The sequence below is a fragment of the Burkholderia sp. L27(2015) genome, from assembly GCF_009765705.1.
Classification (GTDB): Bacteria; Pseudomonadota; Gammaproteobacteria; order Burkholderiales; family Burkholderiaceae; genus LMUX01.
Genome location: NZ_LMUX01000015.1, coordinates 68,017 through 94,651 on the forward strand (window position 1 = coordinate 68,017; position 26,635 = coordinate 94,651).

At 60.2% G+C, this 26,635-nt stretch carries 24 protein-coding genes; 17 read left to right on the forward strand and 7 right to left on the reverse strand.

The annotated features are described in order from the left end of the window. Positions 1-89: 89 nt before the first annotated feature. Positions 90-770 (reverse strand): hypothetical protein, encoded by a 681-nt coding sequence (locus tag GSQ77_RS07770; protein ID WP_158900754.1) that lies wholly within the window; start codon positions 768-770, stop codon positions 90-92. Between the two features lie 103 nt (positions 771-873). Between GSQ77_RS07770 and GSQ77_RS07775 the strand changes: the two genes are divergently transcribed. Both GSQ77_RS07775 and GSQ77_RS07780 read left to right on the forward strand, forming a co-directional pair. After that, positions 874-1,107 (forward strand): hypothetical protein, encoded by a 234-nt coding sequence (locus GSQ77_RS07775; RefSeq protein WP_158900756.1) that lies wholly within the window; start codon positions 874-876, stop codon positions 1,105-1,107. After that, complete coding sequence (locus tag GSQ77_RS07780) at positions 1,108-2,073, forward strand: LysR substrate-binding domain-containing protein (RefSeq protein WP_158900758.1); 966 nt, start codon at positions 1,108-1,110, stop codon at positions 2,071-2,073. Here the strand turns inward: GSQ77_RS07780 and GSQ77_RS07785 are convergent. Continuing rightward, a complete protein-coding gene (locus GSQ77_RS07785) occupies positions 2,012-2,317 on the reverse strand; it encodes a winged helix-turn-helix domain-containing protein (RefSeq protein WP_254067513.1) in 306 nt (101 codons plus the stop codon). The two genes, GSQ77_RS07780 and GSQ77_RS07785, sit on opposite strands and share 62 nt — an antisense overlap. A gap of 416 nt (positions 2,318-2,733) precedes the next feature. Between GSQ77_RS07785 and GSQ77_RS07790 the strand changes: the two genes are divergently transcribed. Further along, entirely contained in the window at positions 2,734-4,152 is a 1,419-nt protein-coding gene (locus tag GSQ77_RS07790; protein WP_158900763.1) for a DUF2325 domain-containing protein, read from the forward strand. 2 nt (positions 4,153-4,154) lie between these two features. Here GSQ77_RS07790 and GSQ77_RS07795 read toward each other — a convergent pair whose 3' ends face one another. The 3 genes from GSQ77_RS07795 to GSQ77_RS07805 form a co-directional block, all read right to left on the reverse strand. Next, entirely contained in the window at positions 4,155-4,370 is a 216-nt protein-coding gene (locus GSQ77_RS07795) for a hypothetical protein (RefSeq protein ID WP_158900765.1), read from the reverse strand. 124 nt (positions 4,371-4,494) lie between these two features. Further along, entirely contained in the window at positions 4,495-6,711 is a 2,217-nt protein-coding gene (locus GSQ77_RS07800; RefSeq protein WP_158900767.1) for a hypothetical protein, read from the reverse strand. Between the two features lie 328 nt (positions 6,712-7,039). Beyond that, the gene (locus tag GSQ77_RS07805; protein ID WP_158900769.1) at positions 7,040-8,677 is read right to left on the reverse strand and encodes a diguanylate cyclase; all 1,638 of its coding nucleotides are present in this window, start codon (positions 8,675-8,677) and stop codon (positions 7,040-7,042) included. 385 nt (positions 8,678-9,062) lie between these two features. On the opposite strand from GSQ77_RS07805, the gene GSQ77_RS07810 reads away from it, so the two are divergent. The 12 genes from GSQ77_RS07810 (at position 9,063) to GSQ77_RS07865 (ending at position 21,391) form a co-directional block, all read left to right on the forward strand. After that, positions 9,063-9,545: a DUF1003 domain-containing protein gene (locus GSQ77_RS07810; RefSeq protein WP_254067514.1), complete on the forward strand. Its 483-nt coding sequence runs from the start codon at positions 9,063-9,065 to the stop codon at positions 9,543-9,545. Positions 9,546-9,640: 95 nt separating this feature from the next. Further along, entirely contained in the window at positions 9,641-10,396 is a 756-nt protein-coding gene (locus GSQ77_RS07815; protein ID WP_158900774.1) for an enoyl-CoA hydratase/isomerase family protein, read from the forward strand. A gap of 173 nt (positions 10,397-10,569) precedes the next feature. Then, on the forward strand, positions 10,570-11,106 hold the full coding sequence (locus GSQ77_RS07820; RefSeq protein ID WP_158900776.1) for a hypothetical protein: 537 nt from the start codon (positions 10,570-10,572) through the stop codon (positions 11,104-11,106). A gap of 22 nt (positions 11,107-11,128) precedes the next feature. Continuing rightward, positions 11,129-12,055 carry a LysR family transcriptional regulator gene (locus tag GSQ77_RS07825; RefSeq protein ID WP_158900778.1) on the forward strand — a complete coding sequence of 309 codons (927 nt, stop codon included), beginning with the start codon at positions 11,129-11,131 and terminating at the stop codon, positions 12,053-12,055. 80 nt (positions 12,056-12,135) lie between these two features. Beyond that, complete coding sequence (tcuA, locus tag GSQ77_RS07830; RefSeq protein ID WP_158900780.1) at positions 12,136-13,542, forward strand: FAD-dependent tricarballylate dehydrogenase TcuA; 1,407 nt, start codon at positions 12,136-12,138, stop codon at positions 13,540-13,542. Further along, positions 13,529-14,719, forward strand: coding sequence for a tricarballylate utilization 4Fe-4S protein TcuB (gene tcuB, locus GSQ77_RS07835; protein WP_158900782.1), 1,191 nt, complete (start codon positions 13,529-13,531; stop codon positions 14,717-14,719). The genes tcuA and tcuB overlap by 14 nt, the downstream gene beginning before the upstream one ends. Positions 14,720-15,190: 471 nt before the next feature. Beyond that, the gene (locus tag GSQ77_RS07840; RefSeq protein WP_254067515.1) at positions 15,191-16,429 is read left to right on the forward strand and encodes an amino acid ABC transporter substrate-binding protein; all 1,239 of its coding nucleotides are present in this window, start codon (positions 15,191-15,193) and stop codon (positions 16,427-16,429) included. A gap of 35 nt (positions 16,430-16,464) precedes the next feature. Continuing rightward, positions 16,465-17,376, forward strand: a complete 912-nt coding sequence (locus GSQ77_RS07845) for a branched-chain amino acid ABC transporter permease (RefSeq protein ID WP_254067516.1) — start codon at positions 16,465-16,467, stop codon at positions 17,374-17,376. Then, positions 17,373-18,317 carry a branched-chain amino acid ABC transporter permease gene (locus tag GSQ77_RS07850; protein WP_158900786.1) on the forward strand — a complete coding sequence of 315 codons (945 nt, stop codon included), beginning with the start codon at positions 17,373-17,375 and terminating at the stop codon, positions 18,315-18,317. The genes GSQ77_RS07845 and GSQ77_RS07850 overlap by 4 nt, the downstream gene beginning before the upstream one ends. After that, on the forward strand, positions 18,314-19,117 hold the full coding sequence (locus tag GSQ77_RS07855) for an ABC transporter ATP-binding protein (protein ID WP_254067517.1): 804 nt from the start codon (positions 18,314-18,316) through the stop codon (positions 19,115-19,117). Before GSQ77_RS07850 ends, GSQ77_RS07855 begins: the two co-directional genes overlap by 4 nt. Then, positions 19,117-19,905, forward strand: coding sequence for an ABC transporter ATP-binding protein (locus GSQ77_RS07860; protein ID WP_158900788.1), 789 nt, complete (start codon positions 19,117-19,119; stop codon positions 19,903-19,905). Before GSQ77_RS07855 ends, GSQ77_RS07860 begins: the two co-directional genes overlap by 1 nt. A gap of 82 nt (positions 19,906-19,987) precedes the next feature. Further along, the gene (locus GSQ77_RS07865) at positions 19,988-21,391 is read left to right on the forward strand and encodes an MFS transporter (RefSeq protein WP_158900790.1); all 1,404 of its coding nucleotides are present in this window, start codon (positions 19,988-19,990) and stop codon (positions 21,389-21,391) included. Positions 21,392-21,636: 245 nt separating this feature from the next. Here GSQ77_RS07865 and GSQ77_RS07870 read toward each other — a convergent pair whose 3' ends face one another. After that, the gene (locus GSQ77_RS07870) at positions 21,637-21,837 is read right to left on the reverse strand and encodes a hypothetical protein (protein ID WP_158900792.1); all 201 of its coding nucleotides are present in this window, start codon (positions 21,835-21,837) and stop codon (positions 21,637-21,639) included. On the opposite strand from GSQ77_RS07870, the gene GSQ77_RS07875 reads away from it, so the two are divergent. Both GSQ77_RS07875 and GSQ77_RS07880 read left to right on the forward strand, forming a co-directional pair. Further along, a complete protein-coding gene (locus GSQ77_RS07875) occupies positions 21,836-22,495 on the forward strand; it encodes an ABC transporter substrate-binding protein (protein ID WP_158900794.1) in 660 nt (219 codons plus the stop codon). The two genes, GSQ77_RS07870 and GSQ77_RS07875, sit on opposite strands and share 2 nt — an antisense overlap. Positions 22,496-22,506: 11 nt before the next feature. Then, a complete protein-coding gene (locus GSQ77_RS07880) occupies positions 22,507-23,268 on the forward strand; it encodes an amino acid ABC transporter permease (protein WP_158900796.1) in 762 nt (253 codons plus the stop codon). A 62-nt stretch (positions 23,269-23,330) separates the two neighbouring features. Here GSQ77_RS07880 and GSQ77_RS07885 read toward each other — a convergent pair whose 3' ends face one another. Further along, a complete protein-coding gene (locus GSQ77_RS07885; RefSeq protein WP_158900798.1) occupies positions 23,331-26,375 on the reverse strand; it encodes an autotransporter outer membrane beta-barrel domain-containing protein in 3,045 nt (1,014 codons plus the stop codon). Between the last annotated feature and the right edge of the window lie 260 nt (positions 26,376-26,635).

The following is a 26,635-nucleotide window of genomic DNA, read 5'->3' on the forward strand; positions in this document are numbered from 1 at the left end:
ACCCGATCGCTCACCCGGTGATCCGCGCGCGGGCGCCGACGTGCAAGGCTGGCAGCCGCTTGCACGGGCGTCCACGCGCAGGACGGTCGTTATTTTTGCGGGCGCTCGCGCAGCGGATTCGCCGTCACTTTTGCGGACTCCCGCTTCGTGCGCCGGCGAGGCTGCACAGAATTGCTGGCGGGTAACGGCAAGATGCCTTGCCCCACGCCCTGATAGTGGCGATCGAGCACATATTGCGCGCCCAACGCAAAGAACGCCGCATCGAGGCGCCCCACCTCGTCGGCGAAATGCTCGATCTGTTCTGCCGAAGTGAGGGCTTTCGGCAAACCGAGCAAGATCAGCGCCTGCGCCGATGCCGGACGAGAAAACAGCAGCAGGTCCAGCACCTCGCGTGCCGCCTCGGCCCGAGCGATCATCACCTGAAGGTCTTTTTGCCAGCCCGTTTGCGGCGCATGGGCGAGCGCGCCGAGTTGCCGCAAAAGGCTTTCGATCGATACTAATGCGCCCGCTGCATCTGCATCTGCGCCTGCACGCACTCTCGCTCTCATACCCGCATCCGGCAGGGATGCGGCGCCTGCAGGGCGGTCCTGAAATATGCCGACCACGCGGCGCAGGCTGTCCTGCAAGTGCTGAAACGCCAGCACAACCTGGCTGATTGCCAGTACCTTGCGGCTGACTTGTTTCGGGACGCTGGCCGGCATAAATCTTTGCGTCAATCGGTTGTAGATTTCCCCGAACTCGACAGTTCGGGATTCGGGTGCGGTTTTCACATTCACTCCAACTATTTCACGGCTTTCGTTGTATACGGTAGGATATAACGAAAGATGGGTCTATCGCACGGTCGAAGCCGTGTTTTATGCATTGGGAACCAGAATGTCGAAGAAAATCAAATCTGCCGAAGAAATCCAGGCCATCATCAATGCCCAGATCCTGGAGAGTGGGCTCGACCCTTCCTTCTTGGTCAGTCGACCCGTCCCGCAGCTCGATTCCTACTGGGTCGGGCCGAACTGGAAATTACAGGACGTGCCGGCAGGCGATGTCCGCCAAGTCAGCGCGGCGGCACGGATCATCAAGGAAGCGCTCGCCACTTATTCGCTTTCCGACTGAATGTTCGTCCGACAGCTTGAATATCTCGTGGCACTCGCGCGCGAACGACACTTCGGTCGCGCGGCCGAGTCGTGTCACGTGTCGCAGCCGGCGCTTTCCGGCGCGATCCGACATCTCGAGCAAGAGCTCGATGTGGTGATCGTCCAACGCTCGCATCGTTTCATCGGATTTACCCCCGAGGGCGAGCGCATTCTCGCGTGGGCCAGACAAACGCGCGCGGCACTCGACGGGTTGAAGCAGGAGGCCTCGGCATCTCACGCGCAGTTGAGCGGCGTATTGCGCATCGGTGCGATTCCGAGTGCAATGCCGCTCGTATCGCAGCTCACCGGTGCATGCTGGCGCGACGCACCTGGTATTTCTTTCCAGGTCGTATCGTTGAGCACTGAAGAAATCACGCGCCGGCTCGACGCATTCGAGCTTGACCTCGGCATGACCTACCTCGAAGACCCGCGTCTGGACGGCTTTCGTACTCAGTTGCTCTACGAGGAGCGCTATGTGTTACTCATGAACCTGGCCACGCAGCGCAAGACCTTTGCCACTTCGCCCTTGACATTGACGTGGCAGGATCTGGAAGGGTTGCCGCTTTGTCTGCTGACTTCGAATATGCAAAACCGCCGCATCATCAATGCAGCGTTCCGCCGAGCGAGGGTACAGCCGACTGTCGTCGTCGAGACCGATTCGATCTTCGCGCTGTACACGCATGTCAAATGCGCGGGCTTATCCAGCGTGGTGCCACATAGCCTGCTGGGCCCGTTCGCACTGGATGACGACGACGTATATACCATCCCTATCATGCCGGAACTGCTGCACTCGGTTGGGCTGGTGGGAATCAATCACGACAGCATGCCGCCCTTGCAATCCACCGCGTGGCGGATCGCTTCGACGATCGATATCGCCCCCGAACTTAATCCGCAAGTACCCCGGCGGCGAGTACCACGGCATCGCGTTTCAGGCGTCGTGAAATAGCGGAAATGGGTTTTTTCGAAGCGGTCTGAGCGGCGGCTTCCGCCTCGCGGTATAGATGCACGATTTCGGCGCCCAGCTCCGTGAGCCGCGCACCGCCACCGCCTTTGCCGCCCGTCGCGGTCGATACGAGCATGTCGTCGAAGCAGGTGTTCATCTGCTCGATAAGCAGCCACGCGCGCCGGTAGGACATTTCGTGTTCCCGAGCGGCGGCCGAGATGGAGCCGGTTCGTTCGATGGATTCCATGAGCGCGATTTTCCCGGGCCCCAATGCTATGGAGTCGTCGACCATGAAGCGTAGCCGGAATTGAACGCGCACAGGCATGGAAAGCGAGGAGTGAGTTTAGCGTCATCAAGTTTAACCCACGGGGTCGAAAGTCTGACAAAAATCTCCCCTGTGGTCGTGAGCCGATAGTTGGCGCTTATGGGTCCACGGCAGGTCCACGGCAGGACCAAGGCAGGACCAAGGCAGGACCAAGGCAGGACCAAGGCAGGTCCAAGGCAGGTCCAAGGCAGGTCCACGCCGGACCTGTGGAATTGCGCACACTGCATACCGTTATATCCGGTGGTATATTACGGTGGCGTATTAATCGAGTGGCTGGCCTCTCGGAGTTTCAGCTCGACGCACCGAACGTGTTCATGTATTCAATGAGAGACATTGCGATGCAAGCTCCTCCCTTCAAGCTCGCGACCGCGCCCAGCCCTGACGGCCGGAGCAACTATCATCCGCTTGCCGATCTCTGCTGCGCGCGGTCTGACAAGGTCACGCAAGCGCAGATCGAGGCGCCGCGCGAAGTGCCGCGGCGCGCACGCCTGATCGACCTGGATCCGATTTTCCACTGTTCGGTCATCGGCACTTGCCTGAGCACCGCCGAGTTGCGCAAGCTCGTACCTCGCTTGACCGGCCTGGACCGGGAGCGGGCCAGCGATCTCGATATCCACCACGCGGCCGTTCAATTGGCAGGAGAAGGGGGCCCGGGAGCCAAGGCGTTGAACAAGGCGCTGGAAGCGCGCTTCGAAAGCACGCTCAAGCAATACAACAGCGTGAAAACCGATATCGAGTTACGCGACCTTTGGCGCCTGGCGCTGAAAAACGGTGAAGTGCCCGCGGCCTACTGGGCCGTCATGACGCACCATCACACGACGCGCGAATTGCGCCAACTCGCGTTCGGCGACGTGCATATGCTGTCGCATTTGGTCGGAGCGGCCAATCGAGCCGATATTCGACGCTTGGTTGCACTTGAGCAGGAAAATAGCGAGCTGAAGGCGAAAATCGAACGCCAGCAACTGCGCTTGAGCGAGATGAGCAGCGAGCGCGATGCCCAGCGGCGGCAATACGACGAACAGATAAGCCAGCTCGGCAAGCTCGCCGAACGGCAAGCGCGCGAATCGACCGTACAGGACGCCGATCTCGCCAGCGAAGTGGCGACGCTACGAGCGACCCTCGCCGCGCGGGACGAACTCCTCGCGCGTCATACCAGCCGTCGCGACGCAGCAGAGCTCAGGGCGCTGCAAGAACACGACGCGGTTCAGGTCCTGCAGGCGCGACTCGATCGAGCGCAGGAATTGATCGACACCATGCAAGCCGAATCGAACGCGGTGGAGAAGACTCTGTCTCAGTCGCTATCGCAGTCATTCGGGCAGTCATCCGCGCAGTTGTCATCACCGCTCGAGGGCGGCACGGCGAGCGATGGCTCGATGAATGGCGGATCGCTGGATCTCCTGCGTGACAGACGCATCGTCTACGTCGGAGGACGGCCCAGCTCGAATGCCACATTGAAGCTGCTGGTCGAGTCCGCCGGCGGTCATTTGACGGTGCACGATGGCGGCGTCGAAGACCGCAAAGGCCTGCTGGCCGCGGCGCTGCCGCGCGCCGACATGGTTATCTTTCCAGTGGACTGCATCGATCACGACTCCGCCGCTACACTCAAGCGGGTGTGCACACGCCATCAGGTTCCGTATTACCCGGTGAGAACCGCCAGTGTCGCCACCTTCGTGGCGCTGATAGGCCGGCTCAAGTCGAATACGTCCGCGGGCACTTCGACGCATCCGCCGTCACGTTTCTGCCTGCGGCACGGCTAATGCTAAAACACATGGACCAGGGCTGCGAGAATTTCGACTGCAATGGCGAGGCCCACGCACGGTAGGATGATTACCAGGGCGAATACGAGCAACATTCGCTTCAGGCCGATGGGTTGCGGGCCACTCGGATTGTTCGCCTGCAACGACGGGGCGCGGGCGGCGGGTTCGCCGCCTTTTTGTAGCGTCGGCGCAGTGTTCAGCCGGTCATCGATGGACATGCACTTCTCCTGATACGCCGTGTCAAAGCGATAGTGCGCTTTTAAGCTTACAGCGTACCTGCAATTGTGCAAATCGTAGTCCATTTCGTGGCTACCGATGTAGCTAGGTCCGCTAGCTCCCACCTCAGTGACTGACCGCTTGCTTGACGCTTGCCGCTACCGCCGAATAGTGGACCTGAGCGGGCAACCACGCGTTGGCCAAGCCGAAGCGCCAGACTCCCGCGACGACGATCAACACCGCTATGGCCGCGCTGGCCGTATATCGAGCGCCGTTGCGGTCCGCATAGGGGTCTCTGAGGGGGCGTGCGCTGAGCGGAATATGTGCCATCTGCGAAAGCAATCGACCCAATCGGACGTTGACCTTCATGTGGCCGTTGATCGCCCAGCCGCTTGCGTCGAGTATCGGACTCAGGCTGCGCTCGCGCAGCTTCAGCCACGCGATCAACATGCTGGGCCCTGAAATGGCGAACATAATGCCGATCAGCGCAATCGGTATCCACCATCCCAGGTCGACGAACTTGCCGAATATGCCGACCAATACGGCGCTGATGCTACCGAGTGCAACGCCCAATGCCGCGACGGTGCCCACGTCGATCTTGCTCGGCCCTTTGTTCGCCGGCGCGGGCGCGGTGCCCGACGCCGCTGCGCCGGATGCGGTGCTCGACGCCCCTGTGCCGGCCGCGACCAGGCCGCCGGCGACCGAGCCCACACTGCTTTGCGTACTGGCGTCGCTGGCAGCCGCACGCTTGGCGACTTGCTCTTCGATCGCTCGAATGAATTTTTTGTACGGCGACAAAAACGCCTGCCGCACATTGGTCGGGTTGTCGATCATCTTGATGATCGTCGCGTCCCAGTCGTGGCCGTTGCGGTCATAGAAGATGCCATTGCGCCCGACAAACAGGAAATCCGTATCGCCGGCCGTGAAGGCCGCCACGATGGTCATCTTTTCCCCGGCGCGCCGGCATTCGCAATAGGCCAGGCAGGCTTTCGCGAGCCCCGCAAGGCTGGCATGCTTGCCCGCGTCCGCGACCTGTATCGTCAGATCGCAACTACGGCCGTCGAGATACAGCGTGCCCGCTTCGAAGGTCGCGCCTTCCCGCCGATAAAAATCCTTGAAGGACACGAAGTTGTTGAGTAGCCGCAGCAAATCGCGTTTGTAGCGCAGCAGTTTTTCCAGGTCGACGATGCGTGCGTTCTGCGGTTCGACGCTGAGGTCTTCATCGATCAAGCCGTTGATCGCCGCTTGCGCGTCGCTGTCGGTAATTTGAGCGACTTCGTCGATCGATAACGCATCGAGACTGGTCTGCGGCCGTGTGAGTAGCCACTGCCGATAGGGTTCGAGACTAGCCTGCAAGGCTGCCCAGTCCGTTTCCGTCAAGGTTTGCGACGCCTCGCCGAATAACGGGGCGTAGGCCTGTTCCTTGAAAGCGGATAAAGCGTGAGCCCATGCGGGGTTGACCGCGCGGCCGACCAAAGGCAAGTTCGGCCCCGATTCGATAGCCGCGAGCGGTAGTTCAGCGATGGCAGGCGATGTCAATGACAACGCCTGTGCGGCGATTTCCTGATAGCGTTCCTGCGACGGATTCAGTTCTTCGGCCGAGCGAATATCGTAAGCCGCCAGACGGCAGCGTGCGAAGAAATCGTCGATTTTTTCGCGCACGGCACTCAACGCATCGGAGGCTGCGCCCGTGCGCTCGCCCAGCGGCACAATGGTAGCGTCGCCGGCGACAATGGCATGCCAGTCCCTGAGCGCTGTGGCCTGCGCGAAGAATGCGTCGGCCTTGGTGCGGTCGATGCCGTCGTCGCCGCCGAGATCCTTGATGCTGCCTTGTGTGTCGATGATGTGCTGAACCATTAGCCGCAGCGCGTGGTCTTCAGGGGTTTTCGTCGTAATCACGCCGTCGCCGTTGAAGCGCATCGCGGCAATCAATTTGCTACGGTCCACGACATCGTCAAGGCTGATCGTGGTGATCTCCTCGGGCTTGCCGAGCAGGATCAGGATACGGCGCGCCTCGTCGGCCAGCGATGGACCGAACGCGCCCCCGTCGTCGATCGAGGCGAGCGCCAGCGTGTCGCCGCCTTGCATCAGCTCATCAGGATCGCGCAATTGTTCGCAGGCCCAACTGCAGGCGGCGATCAGTTCCGGAGGCCGAATCCGGCCGTCATTATCGGTGTCGATCAAATCGAGCGTGCGTGGGTCGATTTCTATGCCACGGGTCGGGCACGCCAACGCAACCCAGAGTTTCTGATCCAGTTCGCCCAAGTGAGCGATGTCGTCGGCCGAGCGTATGGCGACTTGGTCGATGCCGCCGGCGCGGAAAAACTGCCACGAATATTCCATCGGTGAGTAATTTTTTAAGTTGAGTGTCGCGTGTGCTTATCCTTGTGCGTGCAGGGCAGCGGCGACATCGATTGAAAAGCCGCGGCCGATCGCCACGCATCGTCGCGTGCAGCACGCGCTTGGACGGCCATGGCGCAAAATAGCATGACCTTCTTGTTTATTTAGAGAGTGGACGGGACCGCAGGAGTTCCTGCTTGCGGCGGCGGGGTTTCGCCGCGTCTGGCTTTAATGAGGTGGAGTGAGGGCGCAACAGTGGGATCGGGGAGGGGAGCGCGATAGAGCCCCGGGGCCGAAATGCTCGCCTCGAACGCAGACCCGCAAACGGTCTTTAAGCCACTGCCAGTCGGCGAGGGCAGTTATCGCACGTGGGCGCCATGACGAAACAGCCGCGGCCGTCCTGCTTGGCCCGGTACATGGCTTTATCCGCCATCGCCAGCAAACGATCGGCGCTACAGCTACCGGCACACACGGCGATGCCGATCGACACCCCTAGCGCGTAATCGACGTTATTCCAGCTCAGCGGCTGCGCTACCGCAGCAATGCATTTTGCCGCCAGGATGCGCGCACCTTCTTCCGCCGATTCGGCGAGATCGGGCGCGAGCAGGATGAACTCATCGCCACCCACGCGCGCCAACGTGTCCGTCGCGCGCACGACGGTCTGGAGCCGCCGCGCGATGCGGATCAACGCGTCGTCGCCCGCCTCATGGCCGAGCGTATCGTTGAGGGGTTTGAACCCGTCGAGGTCCAGGAACAACAGCGCGACCCGCGTGCCGTTGCGCTGCGCCCTGGCCAGCGCCTGCTGCATGCGCTCGGCCAACAAACTGCGATTGGGCAACCCGGTCAGCGAGTCTTGATGGGCCATGCGCTCAAGCTCCGCCTGGCTGGCGGCGAGCTTGGCCAACAACCGGTTGAACGCCAGCGTCATATGCCCGACTTCGTCTTGGTACACCACGGGCAATTGTTCGAGCGAGATCTCGCCATTCGTCATCCGCGTGGCCAGTGCGGCCGCGCGATACAGCGGGCGCAGCATCCAGGTGACCAGGCCGCCCACCACCAGTAGCACAACCACGACGCCGCCGATGCTGCTCAAGATCACGTATCTCTGCAGAGTCGCGACCGTAGCGAGCGCTTCCGCTGTCGGCAGGCGCGCGACCACGAACCAGCCGGTACTTGGCACAGGCGACATCGCGGAGATCTCCTCGACACCCTTGGCATTGAGCGTCACGCCGCTGCCACGCAAGCCTGCCATGGCCTGGTCGTGCAACAGATTGACGCCAAGCGGCGGTGTCGGCGTGAACACCATGGCGGGATCGCTGGAGCTGATGAACAACTTGTCACGCGGCGAAATCAGCAGGAACCCGCCGGTTTGCCCGATCCGGCCGTTGCGCACGCGATCGAGAAAACCGGGGGCGGCCAGCGCCGTCATGCCGACGAGGATGGCGCGAACGTGCCCGGCTCGATCTTTGATGGGCGCCGCCATCGGGAGTGCGGGTTGTTTCGAGTAGGGATCGATCAGCGGATGTTCGATGACCAGTTGACCGTCGCGCACGCGCGCGAAATCCGTATCGCCCGCGATCGAGGAGCCTACGCGCCCGGCGACCGGCGGGAAGTCGGCCATGACACGGCCGTTGGGATCGGCCACCACCACCCCTAGCGAAAACAGCGGCATCAACTCCTGGCGTTGCTGCAGCCAGTCACGCAGACGTTCGGGGTCTCCGAGCAAATCTTGCGGCAAGGTGCTTGCCAATTGCGCCAGCAATCGACGACGTTGGTCGAGCTTGTAGTCGACGTCGCGGGCGGCGGCGTCCGCAAGAGACACTTGCTGCGCCGAAAAAACATCGATCAGGTTGTCGCGCAAGACCTTGGAAAGCAATATATAGCGCGCTGTCGCTCCAACGATAATCAGAACCACCCCGAAAACGATCAGGCGTGTGACCAGGCTATTAGTAACTCGAGTCAGATTCATCGCCGCATCTTAGCCGATTAATATAGGGGAATAGCAAATCGAGAACGCCTATTCGATACCGTGAAGCCATCGCGCAACGTAATAATAGTCTGCCAGACCATTCCAGAAAGTCATTGCTTCCCAAATGCGTGTGCTTAATGTGCACAGAGCAGTGCGCGTACAGCACTGCGCTTGCGGCGGACTATTCGTGCTAGAGCTCGCGCTGGCGAGCTCTAGCACGAGCCGACGCTCTTTATCTTTATACTGCCTTCATAAAACCCGGCGGGATAGCCCTCGGGTCATTGGGTATACACGCATGGAGCTCTGAATGAATACTTCGACCAAACCTGACGCATCGAAACCTGACGCACCAAAACATGACAGCGGTAACACGGATAATCACCCTTTGAGGTTTCATCTTCCCCACGCGCATCTTGATCCCGTTTTCGGTAGTGACTGGTTCGCGCTTAAGGCGGAGGCATTTGCCCGTTTCTTCGGCACGCCAACGTTTCTAATCGGACAAACGGCTATCGTCGCGGCATGGATTATTGCCAATGTGGCCGGGTGGACCAAGTTCGACATCTATCCGTTCATTCTCCTCAACCTTGCGTTCAGCCTCCAGGCGGCCTACGCGGCGCCGCTGATCTTGCTGGCGCAGACGCGGCAGGCCGATCGCGACAAAGTGCATGCACAGGCCGACGCACTGCACCGCGAAGAGCTCGCGCTAGCCAGCGAAACCCGCGAGACAGCCGCCGCCGACCAAACCGCCAAGCTTGCCATTCTCGTCCAACAAAATACGGCATTGACGGAAATCACGCGCCAGTTGAGCGAGCGGATCGAAGGTCTGACCCGCGAGCTCCACCGCAAGATGGTGGAGGACCGGCCTTAGGGGGGAGCGCAGTCGCACTGACCGTGATGCCGATAAGCCGCCCCTGAGCGACCCCTGAGCGACCCAATACAGCAGCGCATGACCAGGATACGACGATGACTGAAGGCCCGATGCAAGGTGTACCGCTCTTTTCCGTGGAGCACGATATTGCACGAATCACGCTGAATCGTCCAGATCAGCACAACCGGATCGACCCGGACGATTTGCCGCTGTTGGCGCAATACGTGGCCGATGCCGAACGCTCAGGGCGCGTGCGTGCGCTCGTAATTTCCGGCGCGGGCTCGCAAACCTTCAGTTCAGGCTACACCCTGTCCGCGATCGCTGAAAAGCTCGATCGGGGGTTCGAGCTTTTTCTCGATGCCCTGGAAAACTGTGCGTTGCCGACCCTCTGCGCCTTGAATGGCAGTGTGTATGGGGGGGCCACGGATCTGGCGCTATGTTGCGATTTCCGTATCGGCGTGGTCGGCTCCCGGATGTTCATGCCAGCCGCCCGGATCGGTTTGCACTACTATCCCGGCGGCATGCGCCGCTACATTACGGCCTTGGGCCTCGCGAATGCAAAACGCCTGTTCCTCACCGGCATGACGCTCGACGCGGCCGAGATGCTGAGAATAGGTTTTTTGACCGATCTGGTAGCGCCGCATGAACTGTCGGAGCGCACCGCGAGCTATCTGGAGGCGATGGCGTCTTGCGACATCGACGTGATTCGCTCGATGAAGCAGCAGTTGAACCGAATTGCCGCCGGCGATGCGGCCGCGATCGTATCCCGGTCCGAGTATGAAAAATCGCTGGCGTCGACCTCGCTGCGCGACCGGTTGGCGGCGCTCGCGGTTTCTCCAAAAACGCGCTGACCATGCCATAGCCGCCATAATCGGCATCGCGGCCATAACCGGCCTTAAAAGACCTTAAGCAGGTGATAACAGGCCATAAGCGCAGGCCATCAGCGCGGCGGCCGGGCGGCCTACTTGCGCGGCGTTATCGGCGGGCGCATGATACGGCCTTCAATCGCAGACCGGCACTCCTCATGGCAGCTACACCATCAAAAAAGAAATCAGACTACCGTAGCATCGCGATTGCGTTGGCCATCTGCGGACTCTGGTTTTTGCTCGGCTCGTTGCTGCCGATCTGGCATTCGACGGCGCACGTCGACAGTTGCCCGTTCAACGCCGCCGGCGATGTGATTCCGGATGGCTCCGCGGACGGCGTGGTGACCAAGAACGCCAATACGTACTTCGTCCATCGCGCCGGCGCTCCCGATTCACTGCTGGCCAAATGCCTCGACAAGAATGCCTGCAATGGGCCGTACTCGCAGATGCCGGGGCATCTGGGCGAGCCGGTTCATGTGGAATATTGCGGGTTTACGGTGACCCGTGTGACGCTCTCGGGCGCGGAAATCTTCAAGACTCGGCCCGTGACGCTGGAAAGCATCAACGCCACCAACTCGCACGAACGGCTCGCCCTCCAGTTGATGGTTGCGCTGTGCTTCGCGTTGAGTCTGTATTACCTGGTCAAGCTGCGTCGCCTTAAAAATACGTCGGGCACGCCGCAAGCGCGGTTGTAGGGCTTTAGCGAAAAGGCTCAGCATGGAGCTCAGGCAGCTCAGGTATTTTGTGCGTGTCTGCGAACTTGGCAGCATGGGTCGCGCCGCGATCGATCTTGGGGTGGTCACGTCGGCATTGAGTCAGCAGATCAGCCGCCTGGAAGGCGAGCTGTCGACGCGGCTGCTGCACCGCTCGGCCACGGGCGTGTCGCCTACCGATGCCGGGCTCGCGTTCTGGCGTCAGGCGCAACTGGCACTGCGCAATATCGAGGACGCTACGCACGCGGCGCAGCAGGCCAGGCTTTCCGGCCACGTCAGCGTGGGCTTGGCGCCCAGCACCGGTGGCGTGCTCGGGCTGGCGTTCATGGAGGCGATGCGCTCGCGCTATCCCGAAGTGCGCCTGCGCATGGTCGAGGCGCTGTCGGGCCACCTGACCTCGATGCTGAACGCACGGCAAATCGACCTGGCGATCGTATTTCGCGAGGACGTCGGGCAGCGTTGGAACGTCACGCCATTGCTCGACGAACAATTGTTCGTGATCGCCGCCCAGGGTCTAGCCGATTTCCCACCGAAACGTTCCGTGCGCTTATCCGCGCTTGCCGACTTGCCGCTCATCATGCCCAGCGGCTCGCATGGGTTACGAGCCTTACTCGATATATCGTTTGCCCGGGCCAAGCGCGAACCGCGCATCATCGCCGAGGTGGACGGCCTTGCGCTGTTGATGGACGCGGTACGCGGCGGTTTGGGGGCGACCATACAGCCCGGCGCGGTCCTTACCCGATATGCCGATGCATCGCTGGCGGTCGCGCGCGTAAGCGATGTGCATGTGCGCCGGCGCAACCTGCTGGTGAGCCTGCCGGAACAGGAATTGTCGCCGGCCGGACTGGCGGCGCGTGTGGTGCTCACCGATGTCGCCACGGTTCTCGTGCGGGAGGGGCATTGGATCGGCGCACGTCTTCACGAATCGTGAAGGGGTAGTTTGGCCTGGCTACTGGTACATCGGCAGTACGCTGTCTATCATCCGGCTCAAACTAAAAGAGAGAGGGGACGATGGTCGACGTGCTCGTAATCGGTGGCGGCAATGCCGCTTTGTGCGCCGCGTTGATGGCGCGCGAGGCCGGCGCGTCGGTCTTGCTGCTCGAGGCCGCGCCTCGCGAGTGGCGCGGCGGCAACTCGCAGCATGTGCGCAATCTGCGCTGCATGCACGATGCGCCGCAGGACGTGCTGATCGACGCCTATCCCGAAGAAGAATACTGGCAGGACCTGCTCAAGGTAACGGGCGGTCAGACCAACGAAAAATTGGCACGCCTGGTGATCCGCGCATCGTCGAATTGCCGGGACTGGATGCGCAGCCACGGCGTGCATTTCCAGCCACCGCTCTCCGGCGCCTTGCATGTGGCCCGAACCAATGCGTTCTTCATGGGGGGCGGCAAGGCGCTGATCAATGCCTATTACCGCAGCGCCGCGCGCCTTGGCGTACAGATTCGCTACGACGCTCCGGTTGACGGGATCGAACTCGACGGCGACACCTTTGTAGCAGCCCGGGTTGGCGGCGAGCGCTTCGAGGCGCGCAGCTGCGTTCTGGCCGCCGGGGGCTTCGAGTCGGATCGCGCGTGGGTGCGCGAGGCGTGGGGGCAGGTGGGTAGCGAATGGCCCGCCGACAATTTCCTGATTCGTGGCACGCGGTTCAACATGGGCGTGCCGCTGAAGCTGTTGATTGACGCCGGCGCTGACTCGCTGGGCGACCCGTCGCAGTCGCATTGCGTGGCGATCGACGCGCGCGCGCCGCTGTATGACGGCGGTATCTGCACGCGCATCGATTGCGTTTCGCTCGGTGTGGTGGTCAATCGCGACGGCCTGCGGTTTTATGATGAAGGCGAGGATTTCTGGCCCAAACGCTATGCAATCTGGGGCCGCCTGGTTGCGCTGCAGCCGGGTCAGATTGGCTACTCGATCATCGACGCGAAGGCGGTCGGCCGGTTCATGCCACCGGTGTTCCCGGGCGAGCGAGCCGATACGCTGGCGGAACTGGCGGGCAAAATAGGCGTCGAGGAGACGCAGTTCGTGCGCACCGTCGAGGCTTATAACGCCGCATGCCGTGTGGGCACGTTCGATCACGCGGTGCTCGACGATTGCCACACGGAAGGCATCGATCCCCCCAAAACGCACTGGGCACAGCCTATCGATCGGCCGCCGTTTTACGGCTACGCACTCAGGCCTGGTATCACCTTTACGTATCTGAGTTTGAAGGTGGACGAACACGCTGCGGTGCACTTTGGCGGCAAACCGAGCCCCAACGTGTTCGCGGCCGGCGAGATGATGTCGGGCAATGTGCTGGGCAAGGGCTACACCGCGGGTGTCGGCATCGCGATCGGTACCGCGTTCGGCCGTATCGCGGGCGCCCAGGCTGCTCAAGCCGCCCGCGCTCTGACGGGAGCCCGCCATGAAGCAGCTTGAAGCGCTCACGCGCGAAGCCGCCGCATTGGGCGCTAACTCGCCGTTGGTGGGGTTGCCGTCCGGGTTGTCGTTCGCGTGGTCGTCATTAAGCGGCACCGAGGCGGAGGTGGCGCGAGTTATGCAAATCTGCAATGCCTGCCGCTATTGCGAAGGCTACTGCGCCGTCTTTCCGGCCATGACGCATCGTCTCGAGTTCGGCAAGAACGACGTGCATTTCCTGGCCAATCTGTGCCACAACTGCGGCGCTTGCCTGCATGCGTGCCAATATGCGCCGCCGCACGAGTTCGCGGTGAATGTGCCGCAGGCCATGGCCGCGGTTCGTGTCCATACCTACTCGGATTATGCGTGGCCTGCAGCGCTCGGCGCATTGTACAAACGCAATGGACTGACGCTCGCATTGGCGAGCGCATTGGGTCTAGCCTTGTTCCTGGTGCTTACGATGCTGGCTGTGGGTACGCTCTCAGTTAGCGGTAACTTCTACGCGATCTTCCCGCACCGCATGCTCGTGCTGATGTTCGGCGTCACGTTCGCATACGCGCTCGTGGCGCTGGGCATCGGTGTGCGTCGGTTCTGGCGCGACCAGGCACCCGGCGCTGTTTCGGCCACCGCGCTGGGCGAGGCGACTCATGATGCGCTAACGCTCAGATATCTTGGCGGCGGGCACGGGCAGGGCTGCAACGAATCTGACGATGCGTACACCTTGCTCAGGCGGCGCTTTCATCACCTGACGTTCTATGGGTTCATGTTGTGTTTTGCGGCTACCTGCGTGGCCACGCTTTATCACTATGCGTTCGGCTGGCAGGCGCCCTATGACTACACGAGCCTGCCAGTGCTGCTAGGCACGGTTGGCGGCCTGGGGCTGCTGGCCGGTCCCATCGGACTACTTATTCTGAATCTCAACCGACATCCGCTGCATGGCGATGCAAACCAGAAGCCGATGGATCGCGGCTTCATTGCGTTGCTGCTGCTGGTTAGCGCAAGCGGTCTGCTGTTGCTGGCCGCTCGCGATACGGCGGCGATGGGCGTGCTCTTGGCAATCCATTTTGGCGTGGTGATGGGGTTGTTTCTAACGTTGCCCTATGGCAAGTTCGCGCACGGTATCTACCGCTGCGCAGCGCTGTTGAAGTGGACGGTGGAGAAGCGCAACCCACCCAAGTTGCAGCTCGGGAACGAGTAAGCCAGCGCGTGCAGAGATCATCGAAGCAGCGAATACCGAAGCGATGCCGAAACGATATCGTAGTTATGCCGAAGTGATATCTAAGCGATGCAGAAGCAATGAAGAAGCGACCCGCGAACCGCCATGATGAAAGGGAAATGTTATGTGCGGTTAGTGTTAACACGACTTAGATAAGCCACGATAAAGCCTCAGAATCGACCGGCGAAATCGCTAAAAATACTATCCCTCGATCTCGCAAAAACCACCCGATGGTTCAAGTGCGCCATCTGGAAAATATCGGCATTACTTAATTCCGTTTAGAAGTTTTTCCTCATTATCGTTGCTCGCGGATTGTGATCTCGCCGCCGGGTAACGAGCTCGGCGTGTGGGCCGCGCATGCGCAATATCTCGCAGTAGCAGTCGGTGCTCAGCAGTGTTCAGCGATGTTCGGATCAAAGCCAGGACGTCCTGGCTACGCCAAGGGGAGTACTTATGAATCGATTTGTAAAGTTACCGCTATCGAGAATGTGGTTCGGTGTGGCGATGCCGATATTGGCTTTGGGTCTGGCGGCAGCGCCACCGGCCTACGCGCAGGAAAAGACGATCGTGCTGGGCGCAGCGGTGCAGTTGACCGGTAATCTCGCCAACTCGGGCCGTTATTATCGCGATGGATATAACCTGGCAATCGACGCGATCAACGCCAAGGGCGGCGTGAATGTCGGCGGTACACAATACAAACTGGCGCTGAACATCCTCGATAGCCAGTCCGACGTGAATCTCGGGGTGCGCCAATACGTGCAACTGGTGACGCGAGACAAAGTTAATTTTCTCCTGGGCCCGTTCGCCAGCAACGATGCGCTGGACGATTCCGTCGTGGCCGAGAAATATAAAATCCCGATGGTGCAGGGTGGCGGCGCGTCCGGGCAGATCTATTCGCGCGGCTTTAAATACATATTCGGCACGCTGCCGGCCGCCGGCGATTATTTCAAGAGCACCATCGAAATGCTGATGAAGCTCAATCCCAAACCGAAGACCGTCGCGTTGATTGCTGCTGATGACTCGTTCGACGTATCGGTCGCGGCGGGCACCCGCCCGTTGCTCGCGAGTGCGGGCCTCACGGTGGTGGCGGACAAGCAATACAGCGAGAATAGCCCCGATTTTTCGTCGATTTTGTCGTTCGTCAAATCGACTTCCCCGGACGCCATTCTGTGGACCGGTCATGAGCCGCAGGCATTGAGCTTCATCCGGCAGGCGCGCAGCCTCGACGTGAACGCGGGCTCGATGTCGTCCTACACCGTAGGCGTGCCGTCTAGCGACTTCCGCAAGGCCTTGGGCCCTGATGCCGATTATGCGTTCGGCATGACGCCGTGGTTGCCGCTGAAGACGTTGACCGATCCGTGGTTTGGCGACGGCGAGGCGTTTGCCGAAGCGTACCAGAAGCGCTTTGGCTATCCGCCCGACTATCACGCGGCTTCCGCTGTCGCTGACGTGGAGGCGTTTGCCAAAGCGATCGAGGCGGCCGGCAGCCTGGACTCCGACAAAGTGCGCGACGCGTTGACCAAGGTCGATTTCCAAAGCTTGTATGGCCAGGTGAAATTCGGTAGCACGGGGCAGATCTCGATGCCACAGAGCGTCATACAAATCCAGAACGGCAAGCTGGTGCCGATCTACCAAACCGCTTTCATCGAAAAGCCGCTGTATCCCACTCCCGTATGGAGCAAGCGTCACTAAGCTGCCCGGGCAGCCTTTACTGCCGGCGTCTGGCGATGCCGGCAGTACTCAATCAAAGTGAGCACAGTGAACAAAGCGAGATAGGCGTGCAATTATTCGGACAGGTTTTGGTCAATGGTGTTTTGCTGGGTGGCCTTTATGGGCTGATGGCGTTGGGCATGGGGTTGGTGTGGGGCGTGCTGCGCATCGTTAACTTGGCGCATGGCGCGATCATCATGCTCGGCGGCTACGCCGTCTATTACTTGTACACCGGCGCCGGCGTCGATATCTGGTTGGCTTTGCCGCTCACGATGGTCATCATGTTCTGCTTCGGCTATGTGCTGCAGCGCTATCTGCTGAATCTGATCATCCGCTCGGCCATGCTCAACACTTTGCTCATCACGTTCGGGTTGAACGTGGTGTTTGTCTATGTGGCGCAACTGGCGTTCAGCGCCGATTACCGCACCATCAATCCGCCGTTCGCGGGCAACAACTTCGAAGTGCTGGGCATTACCGTGCCGGTCGTCCAATTTGGCGCATTCGTGATTGCGCTTGGCCTCGCGGCGCTGCTGTGGCTGGTGCTGGAGCGCAGCACGCTGGGGCGCGCGATTCGCGCTACCGCGCAAAATCTCACGGCCGCTCGCCTGTATGGTGTGAATCCGAAATCGATCTATGCGGTCACGTTCGGCATCGGCACGGCATTGGCCGGCGTTTCCGGCGGTTTGTTCGGCATGGTCTCGCAGGTTTCGCCGTACATGGGCTTGACGCTGACCGCCAAGTCGTTCGTGGTCGCCATCCTGGGTGGCCTGGACAATCCGCTCGGTGTGATTCTCGGCGGGCTGGTGCTGGGCATCGCGGAGGCCATGACGGCGCTCTATCTCGGGCCGACCTATACCGACGTGATCAGCTTTGGTTTGCTGGTCCTGATTCTCGTAGCTCGCCCTGCGGTTCTTCTGGAGAAAGCATGATAGTGCGCGTGGTGTTGCTTCTGCTTTTTCTCGCGGTGCTGGCGGCGATGCCGTGGATAGGCTCGGACACCGTCATACAGTTCGGCATCAACACGCTGCTGCTGGCGACCTTGGCGCAGGGCTGGAACATGATAGGCGGATTCACCGGCTATCCGTCGTTCGGCAATTCGGTGTTCTATGGCCTGGGCACCTATGGCACGGCGATCGCCATGTCCAAATACGGGCTGCCGTTTCCGGTCGGATTGGCGTGCGGAGCCGGTCTGGGCGTGGTCTGCGCGGTAGTCGTCGGCTTGCCGATCTTGCGTTTGCGCGGCCCGTATTTCGCGATTGCCACGCTGGGCCTATCCGCAGTCATGGCCGCGATCGTTTCGAACCTGAATATCGCGGGCAACAACATCGGCTTGATCCTGCCGATGTTTCGCGGCGACGCCTTGTTCTATGAGCTGGCGCTCGGCGTGCTGGTGCTGGCAACGCTGACCGTCTTCTGGCTGTCGAAAAGCCGGTTTGGCGCAGGCCTCGTCGCGATACGCGAGAACGAAGACGCCGCTGCGGTGATGGGCATCAACGCGACGCTGTACAAGGTTTGCGCACTGGCGATGTCGGCGTTTTTCAGCGCGCTGGTTGGTGGCATCCACGCCTACTGGATCACGTTCATCGATCCTTCGAGCGCATTCGACGCGTCGCTCAATGTGAAGATGGTCATCATGGCCGTGTTCGGTGGCCCGGGTACGGTATTCGGGCCTATCGTGGGAACCTTCATTTTGTCGGCGATTTCCGAAGTGCTGGCCAGTAGCGTGTCAACGGTGGCGAGTCTGTTTTTCGGTATCGTCATCGTGCTTGCCGTGGTGTTCATGCCCAAGGGGCTGGTCGATCTGGTCGGCGGCTTCAGGCGCTCGGGCGCGCGGTATTTCATCGAGAATATGAGGCGATATCGCATATGAGTGCCGAGGACCATACGATTTTTGCGGCACGCGACGACCATGAGGCGATGTCGCATGCGAGCGCCGAGGAACAGCCGATTTTTGCGGCACGCGACCTCAGCAAACGGTTCCGGGGGCTGACGGCGCTATCCGGCATCAACTTTCAACTCAAGCGCGGTGAAGTGCTCGGTTTGATCGGACCCAACGGCGCCGGTAAAACCACGTTGATCAGCCTGATCAGTGGAACCTTGGCGCCCAGCGACGGCGAGCTGCATTTCGAAGGCCAGCGTATCGATCACATGCCGGCATATCAACGCGCGCAGTTGGGCATAGGCCGCACGTTCCAGGTGATGAAGCCGTTTCCCGGCTTATCTGCATTGGAAAACGTCACGGTGGCCGCGTTGTTCGGCACCGCGGGCGGCGAACATAACCGCAAGAAGGCGCGCGAACAGGCGCGCGAGTGGCTCGAATTCACGGGGTTAGGCCATCGGGCGGATCAGTCGGCAGAAGCCTTGGGCGGACCCGACCGCAAGCGGCTGGAACTCGCGAAGGCGCTCGCACTCAAGCCCAAACTGCTGCTGCTCGATGAAGTGATGGCGGGCCTGAACGCCGTCGAGGTGCAAGAGGTGGTTGGCCTGATCCTGAAGATACGCGATACCGGTGTGACCATTCTGGTGATCGAGCATGTGATCAAGGCGATTCGTGCGTTGGCCGACCGTTTGTTGGTGTTGCACCATGGACAGCAGATCGCCGAAGGCAATCCGCAGGAGGTGTTGAGCCGGCCCAACGTGATCGAGGCGTATCTGGGGAGGAGACGTTGATGAGCCAACCTCTGTTGGAAGTCGCGGCGGTTGGAGCGGAATATGGCGAAGTGCCGATCCAGGCCGACAAGCCGGCGCTGTTCGAAGTCGCCGGGCTTGCCGCAGGATACGGCGAAGTGCCGATCCTGGCCGACATTAACCTACAGATTTTCGCGGGCGAAATCGTCACGCTGGTGGGCAGCAATGGGGCGGGCAAGACCACGCTGCTGCGGGCAGTGTCGCGCTTGATCAAGGCGCGCGGCACCTTGAGTTTCGATGGCGTGGATCTGATCGACATGGCGCCCGAGCAAGTGTTCAACCTGGGTGTGGTGCAGGTACCTGAGGGGCGTGAACTGTTCTATGGCATGACAGTCGAGGATAACTTGCGCATGGGCGCTTATCGGCGCAAGGACAAAGCGAATATCGCGGCGAGTTTCGAGCGCGTGTATGCGTTGCTGCCTAAGCTAAAGGAGCGGCGCAAGCAGATCTCCGGGAGCATGTCGGGTGGCGAACAGCAGATGTGCGCGATCGGGCGCGCGTTGATGGCGAACCCAAAATTACTCGTCATCGACGAGATGAGCCTGGGGCTCGCGCCAGTGATCGTCGATCAACTGCTCGACATCCTGACGGAAATCCGCAAACAAGACATACCGATCCTGCTGGTCGAGCAGGATGTTTTCTCGGCATTCAGTATCGCCGACCGGGGCTATGTGATGGAAACCGGGCGCATCGTCACTCAAGGTACGGTTGCGGAGCTACAGCGCAATCCCGATGTGCAGAACGCCTATCTGGGCGTCGATGCGCATTGAGGTCAGGTAGACCTTGCAGTAGGCGCTTGAAGCGCGGGCCTTGAAGTGCACCTTTCTCGAAGAACCAAAAAGGGAACGTGAAATGGAAACAAGCTCTACCTCAGCGCGGTCGCAGAATTACGCGATCCTTGCCCGTATCGATCGTCTGCCGCCGTCGCGCCATCTGATGGGGGTGGTCGCACGCATCGCCGCCGGCGGCTGGTTCGAATTTTTCGAGTTGTTCATGCCGGGCTTCATCTCGCTCGGGCTGTTGCGTTCCGGTATTTTTACGATCACCAACAAAGGCTTGCTCGATACTCACAGCTTCGCCAGTTTCCTCGCTTCGTTTTTTGTTGGGATGTTTCTGAGCACCGCGGTGTTCGGTTTCGTCTCCGACAAATTCGGCCGTCGCGCGGTGTTCATTTATTCGATGATCGTTTATTCCCTCGCGCAGTTGGCGGTGGCGGTGTTGAGCGACCCGTTGCTGATCGATATCGCGCGGCTGGTCGCCGGGTTCGCTGTGGGCATGCAGTTGGTCAACAACGACTGCTATATCACTGAACTCACGCCACGTTCGCGGCGCGGGCACTACATGACCGTATCGTATATCTTCGTGCTGTCCTCGATCCCGGTTGCGGCACTGCTCGCGGCGTTGTTGGTGCCGCAGGATCCCTTCGGCATCGCGGGCTGGCGTATCGTGGTTGCGCTGGGCTCGCTCAGTGGACTGCTGGTCTGGTTTATTCAGCGCGGGCTGCCGGAATCGCCGCGGTGGCTGGAGGTGCATGGGCGCGTCGCCGAGGCGAACGCGATTGTCACGCATATCGAGCAACGGATCGAGACCGAACTCGGTGTCGCGCTCTCGCCTCCCGATCTGGATGTGCCCGACGCGGTGATCGAGAAGGGGCGCTGGCAAGAGATATTCAGCGCCTTTTACCTGCCGCGCACCTTACTCATTTCAGTCTTTCAGTTTTCCCAGACGATTGCGGTGTTTGGCTTCACTGCCTTTGTTCCTGTGCTGTTGATCAAGCATGGGTTCTCGATTGTTCATTCGCTTAACTACTCGCTGGCGATCGTGTTGCTCGCGCCGGTGGGCGCGGCGTGCGGGGCTTATTTTTCCGAGCGCATTGAGCGGAAATGGCAGCTTGTGTTTGCGTCGCTGCTGATCGGCATCGCCGGGAGCGTGTTTGCCACGGGGGAGAGCGTTGTCGTTATCGTGTGTGCGGGTGGTTTGATTGCGCTTGGGAATAATTGGTTGATCAGCATTTTTCACCCTTATGCTGCCGAGCTTTTCCCCACGCGCATACGTGCTCGCGCGATTGGCTTTACGTTTTGCTGGAGTCGCGTGAGTTCGGTCTTCGTAGGGTATTGGGTGGGCGATCTGCTTGCTGCTTATGGGCAGAATGCGGTGTTCGTCATGATAGGGGCTGCTATGGTGGCTATCATCGTGGGTGTTGGCGTGTTCGGCCCCGCAACCAATGGCCGCAGCCTGGAAGTGCTTTCTCCTTGATCGGTTATTTCGATCCTTGGGAGAAAGCTACTTTCTCCGAGATGGGCGACGCGATTGCAAACGTGATTCAAGCGCGGTCGTAAAAGTGCAATTTTTCTGGGGCGACCGCATCGCCAAATAGGAATGATCAGGCCCGCAGCGTGCGGGCCTTTGTATTTCGTCCGCGTAATCGTGACACTCGAATGACAAAAATCGTGAGCCAGGTAACAGCCGCGCCGTTGACAATTTATTTTTAAGAAGTAACCCTAGGCGCGGTCAAAAAATAAGCGAGCCTTGGTGATGTCGGAAAATAAGTGGGGCAGGTGTGGCGCGTCCATCGTGGCGGCGTTGTTTTTCTGGGTAGCCAATGCGCCGTCTGCGGCCTGGGCAGAGATGCCCGCCGGCATCACAAACACCAAGACGATCACGTATTGCGCCTCGATTTCGGCGCCGCCGCTGGTATACATGAAAGACGGCAAGCCCGTCGGCGCAGATATCGATCTCGGCGACGCGATTGCGGCCAAGCTGGGCCTGAAATCGAAATGGATCAACATGCCGTTCGCCGGCATCATACCGGCCGTGCTGGCCGACCACTGCGACGCCATCATCTCGCAGTTGTATTTCAAGCCGGAGCGCCTGCAAGTTCTGGACATGGTGCCGTACATGTACTCGCAGGAGACGGTCATCGTAATGGCGGACCAGTCGCCTCTGGATGAACCTCACCAACTGAGCGGCATGAAAGTGGCTGCGGTGACGGCAACCAACGAAACATCGCTACTCGCGCAAGCCAACGACGATCTCAAGAAAGCCGGCAAGAAACCGATCAATGTCGTGACGTTTCCCGACAGCCCAGCCGCGTTGCAGCAGTTGCAATTCGGCCAAGTACAGGCGTACGCCATTCCCTACGAAGTCGGTAGTTTCTACCTCGCCACACAGCCGGGCAAATTCAAGCTCGGCGCAAAACCGTACTTCAGGGTGCTCACGGACATCGGCATCAACAAGACTCACCCCGAGTTGCGCGATGCCATCTCGGGCGCATTGACTTCGCTTGAGAAGGACGGCACCTACACCAAGATTTTTGCGAAATGGGATCTCTCGGCAGATACCTTGCCGCTGGGCAATTAGGAGCATTTCACATGTCGTTCGACTGGCGGTATTTTTGGACGCAGCTCGCTTCGCCCAGCAGCGATTTTCTGACCGGGCTGGAATTGACCGTGCTGATCAGCGTCGTCGCGCAAGTGATGGGCGTGGTGCTGGGGTTGGGGTTGGCTCAAGCCCGCATGTCGAAGTCCGTGATGCTGCGCGCGCCGGCGAGCTTTTATATTTGGGCGGTGCGCGGTACTCCGCTATTGGTGCAGATCGTCTTTATCTATACCGGATTGGCAGCGTCCAATATTCTGCGGTTTCACGATGTATCGATCGGCTCGGTGGTGATTCCGGGCAATCTGCAAGCGGCGATTCTCGCGCTTGGCTTGCACGAAGCCGCGTATATGGCGGAGATCTTTCGCGCGGGCATAGGTGCCGTTGACCGTGGGCAAATCGAAGCGGCCAAATCGCTGGGCATGACACCTCTCATGCAATTCCGCTACATCGTGCTGCCGCAAGCGATCCGCGTGATCCTGTTGCCGATCAGCAATCAGTTCAACATCATGCTGAAGAATACGACGCTGGTTAGCGTCATCGGCGTGTCCGAGATGTTGCTGGTTACGCAGAACATCAATTCCGTCAGCTTCAAAACCTTCGAGCTTTATGCTGTGTTGGGAATTTACTATCTGGCGCTGACCACGGTCTGGGGTTTCTTCATACGCTGGGCCGAGAGCAAACTGCATATCGCGGGACGTGAGGATGCCGGGCCGAAGCGATTGCCGCTTGCCGCCGCTGAGACTATCGCTTTGTAGGATGAAGACTGCGCCGTCCAAAATCGGCGGCGCAGTCAAACGCGAGTCAGTCGCGCAGTGTGCTACCAGCTATAGCGATAGCCCGCTTGGCCGAACACATCGCGCTGATACTCGCCGCCAATGTTGCGCGCATATTTGATATTGGCATACAGTTCGGACGATTTCCCCATACTGGTGGTCACGCCCATGCCGAGCTCGTACGAAGTCTTGCTCAGTCCGTCGTCAAACGGTGTTCCGCCCACACTCGTCTGACCTGGCGAAAAGAAGTCATGCACCAGGTTGGCCGTGAAATAGGGCGTCGCCGTGCTGGTTTTCGCATCGTTGCTCATATCGGCACGGAACAGGCGAAAGCCAACGCGGCTACGCAGCGCATTGGTGGTATTGCCCGAGATCGACGATACGTTGTCCGCGAACTGATTCAGGTGCACGTATTGGTAGGCCAACTGAGCTTGCGGCTCGATCGCAACGCTGGTCGACCCGAGTGCAAAGGGCTTGCCGATTTCTTCGGATACGGCCGCGCCGAAGCCATTCTGGCTGGCACCGTCGCCGTAGATGTCGCCGTACTGGTCGTGGTAGTGCGTCAGTTGACCGACGCTGTCCAGGTAGATGCCATTGGACAGATACTTGGTCCAGTAGCCGCCGATCGACTGGGCTTGCGTGGCGACCGAGCCGGTCGACGTCGTCAGCGTTGGATTGATGGTGCGCAGGCTGTCGTTGAACGTCGTTGACGCCGAACCGATGTCGAGCGTCACACCCGCATGCGTGCTGCCGCCTGCGCCGCCGCTTGCGAGCGTCCAATCCCGGCCGAACTGGGCAATGAAAGTGTGCTCGTCGGCGGAGAAACGATCCGTGCTGTTGGCATCGAAACCTTGGCCGCTGATACGCCCCCAGACACCGTTATTCTTGCCAGGCTGAGCTGCATCGAGGCTCGTCTCGTCACCCACGCGGTCGTTCAACTGACCCAGCATCGTGAAACCATAATCGACGTTGAGCGCCGGGGTCATCGAATAGCCGACCACACCGGGACGGAAGGCTAGCGGGGCGTTTGCAGCATTGGTCGATGAACCGTCTTCAAGTGTCGAGCGCAGGAAAAAGTTGTTCGCATTTGCGCCTGCGCCTTGATACAACAGATATTGATAAGCGCCACCTTGGACCGCGCCGGCAAGCGTGAAACTATTCGGTGCCGCCACGCCATTGACCTGCACGAGCGAGATGCCGTTGCCCACCGTGGGTGCGCCTGAGCCGGACCCTAGCACTTGAACGCTCGTATTGCCACTCGCGTTGCCGCCCACGACCAACCGGTCGGCGAGGCTATTGAACAGCACTCGCCCGTTCGTGCCAGCATAGTTGCCGGCTATCGTCAGAGTACCTGGACCGCTCGTCGAGAACATCGGCAAAGCATCCGCCACAGCGATCGTGCCCGCGTTATTCACGGAGCCCAGCACGGTGCCATAGCCGCCGAGTGTCGCGCCTGCGCCTATCGATGTCAGACCTGAACCAATCGTGGCGTTGGCGTGTGTAGCGTCGCCCACCACGAGGGTGCCGCCGGCGGTAATCGTCGTGCTGCCGGTATACGTGCTGATGCCATTGAGGGTCACGGTGCCGGCGCCGATGGCGACGCTGGCGAAATTGGAAATGGCGCCAGCGTAGTTGAAGCTGTTGCCGGTTCCAGGAATGATCGAGAGCGAACTGGTGCCGGTGCCGCCGTTGATGCCGCCGTTGATGACCGCTGAGCCTCCGAGGATCTGCAAGCTGCTATTGCCGCTGCCCAAGTCGACCGCCTTGCCGCTGCTGTCGGCGGTGATCGTACCGAAGTCGATGACGGTGGCGTTGTTGCCGCCGGTCAAGATAGCTGCCGCGGTCGGGCCGCCACCTTCGATGATGCCGCCGGCGAGGTTGGTGATGGATACGGTGAATGCATTCGCGGCGCCCGTCACGGCGATACCCGAATCGCTTTGCCCTCTGATCAATCCGCTATTGGTGACCGTGGTGTTAGCGTAGATGCCCTCGGTAGGAATCGGATTGCCGGTCGTGGGGTCTTTGTCGATGCCGGCCAGGGTGATGCCGCGGCCGATGCCGCCATTGACGTTGTCACCTTCGATCGTACCGGAATTGACGATGGTGCCGCCGCCGACCGTCACGCCTTCGCTGTTGTCGTTGAATGCCTGCAGCGATTTGATCGTGCCCGTGTTGACCAGATTGACCAGGCCGTCCACGTCGACACCGTCGCCATCGCCCGTAACGCCATTGCCGGTGATGGTTCCATGGTTGACGATCGTCACCAATTCGTTGCCGTTGAAGCCGTCGATGTTGATACCTGAACCGTCGTCGCCCTGGATCGTGCCACCCAAATTGTTGGTGATATTCATTACGAAGGCGCCATTGGTTGTGACAACCGTGTTGCCTCCGGTGATACCGTGCCGCGCGCCCTCGATCAAGCCGGTGCCTGGCGTCGTCGCCGTGCCCGTGGTGGCGTTGACGATGGTGATGCCGCTGTTGGCCTGCGCATCGATGCCGTCGCTTGCGTTGTCGCCTACGACGTTGTTCGTCGACTTGATGATGCCGTCGTTGTTGACCACACCGTTGACGCCGGGGCGGACCGCATCGGCCTCATTCGCCTGGATCAAGCCGGTGGAGAAGTTGTTGAGCACGTTGCTGCCCGTCGTGATCGCGTTGAAATCGATCGCTTGCGCGCCGCCGGCCGACGTATTGGTCGAGGTCAGCGTGCCGTAGTTGTTGAATACGATATTGCTGTTGGGCTGGTTCATCTGAATGACGTCGTTGTTGACCGCCTGCATCAACGCCCCGACATTGTTGGTGACATCCAGCGTAAGACCGCCGGTGTTGTCGCGTATCACGCGGCCGGTGCCTGTTTGCGTGATCGACCCGCTATTGACGATGGTCGCGCTGCTGGTGACAGTGATCGCCACCGTAGCGCCGCCCACCGTCAAGCTACCGCCGGCGTCCACCGTTCCCGTTTGGCCGGCGGTGGGGCCCAAGGTTTGTGCACCGGCGGTTTGACCATTCTCAACGGTGAATGTAGTGGCTGACGCTTGATGTTCCTCGAATGCAGCGAGTACGCCAAGAACAACGATTAATTTTTTCATTCGAATGGCCGGGAGAGAAAATTTCAAAAGCGGCCAGTGTCTGTTTATGTTGTGACGAAGCGATGACGACCTAATTACCGTTCGTTAATCGAATGAAAGAAATTTGAAAGTATTGGGCGATGGGGCGACGGGGCGGGAAGGACTAGCCGAGGCTTGAACGCGCTGTTGTCGCTGGCACCGTGCCGCGTAATCCTGCCCACGCCTTGATAGTCCTCATCGCGCGGGTTCGGGGGGCGGACACAGCGAACCAGTCCGCCACA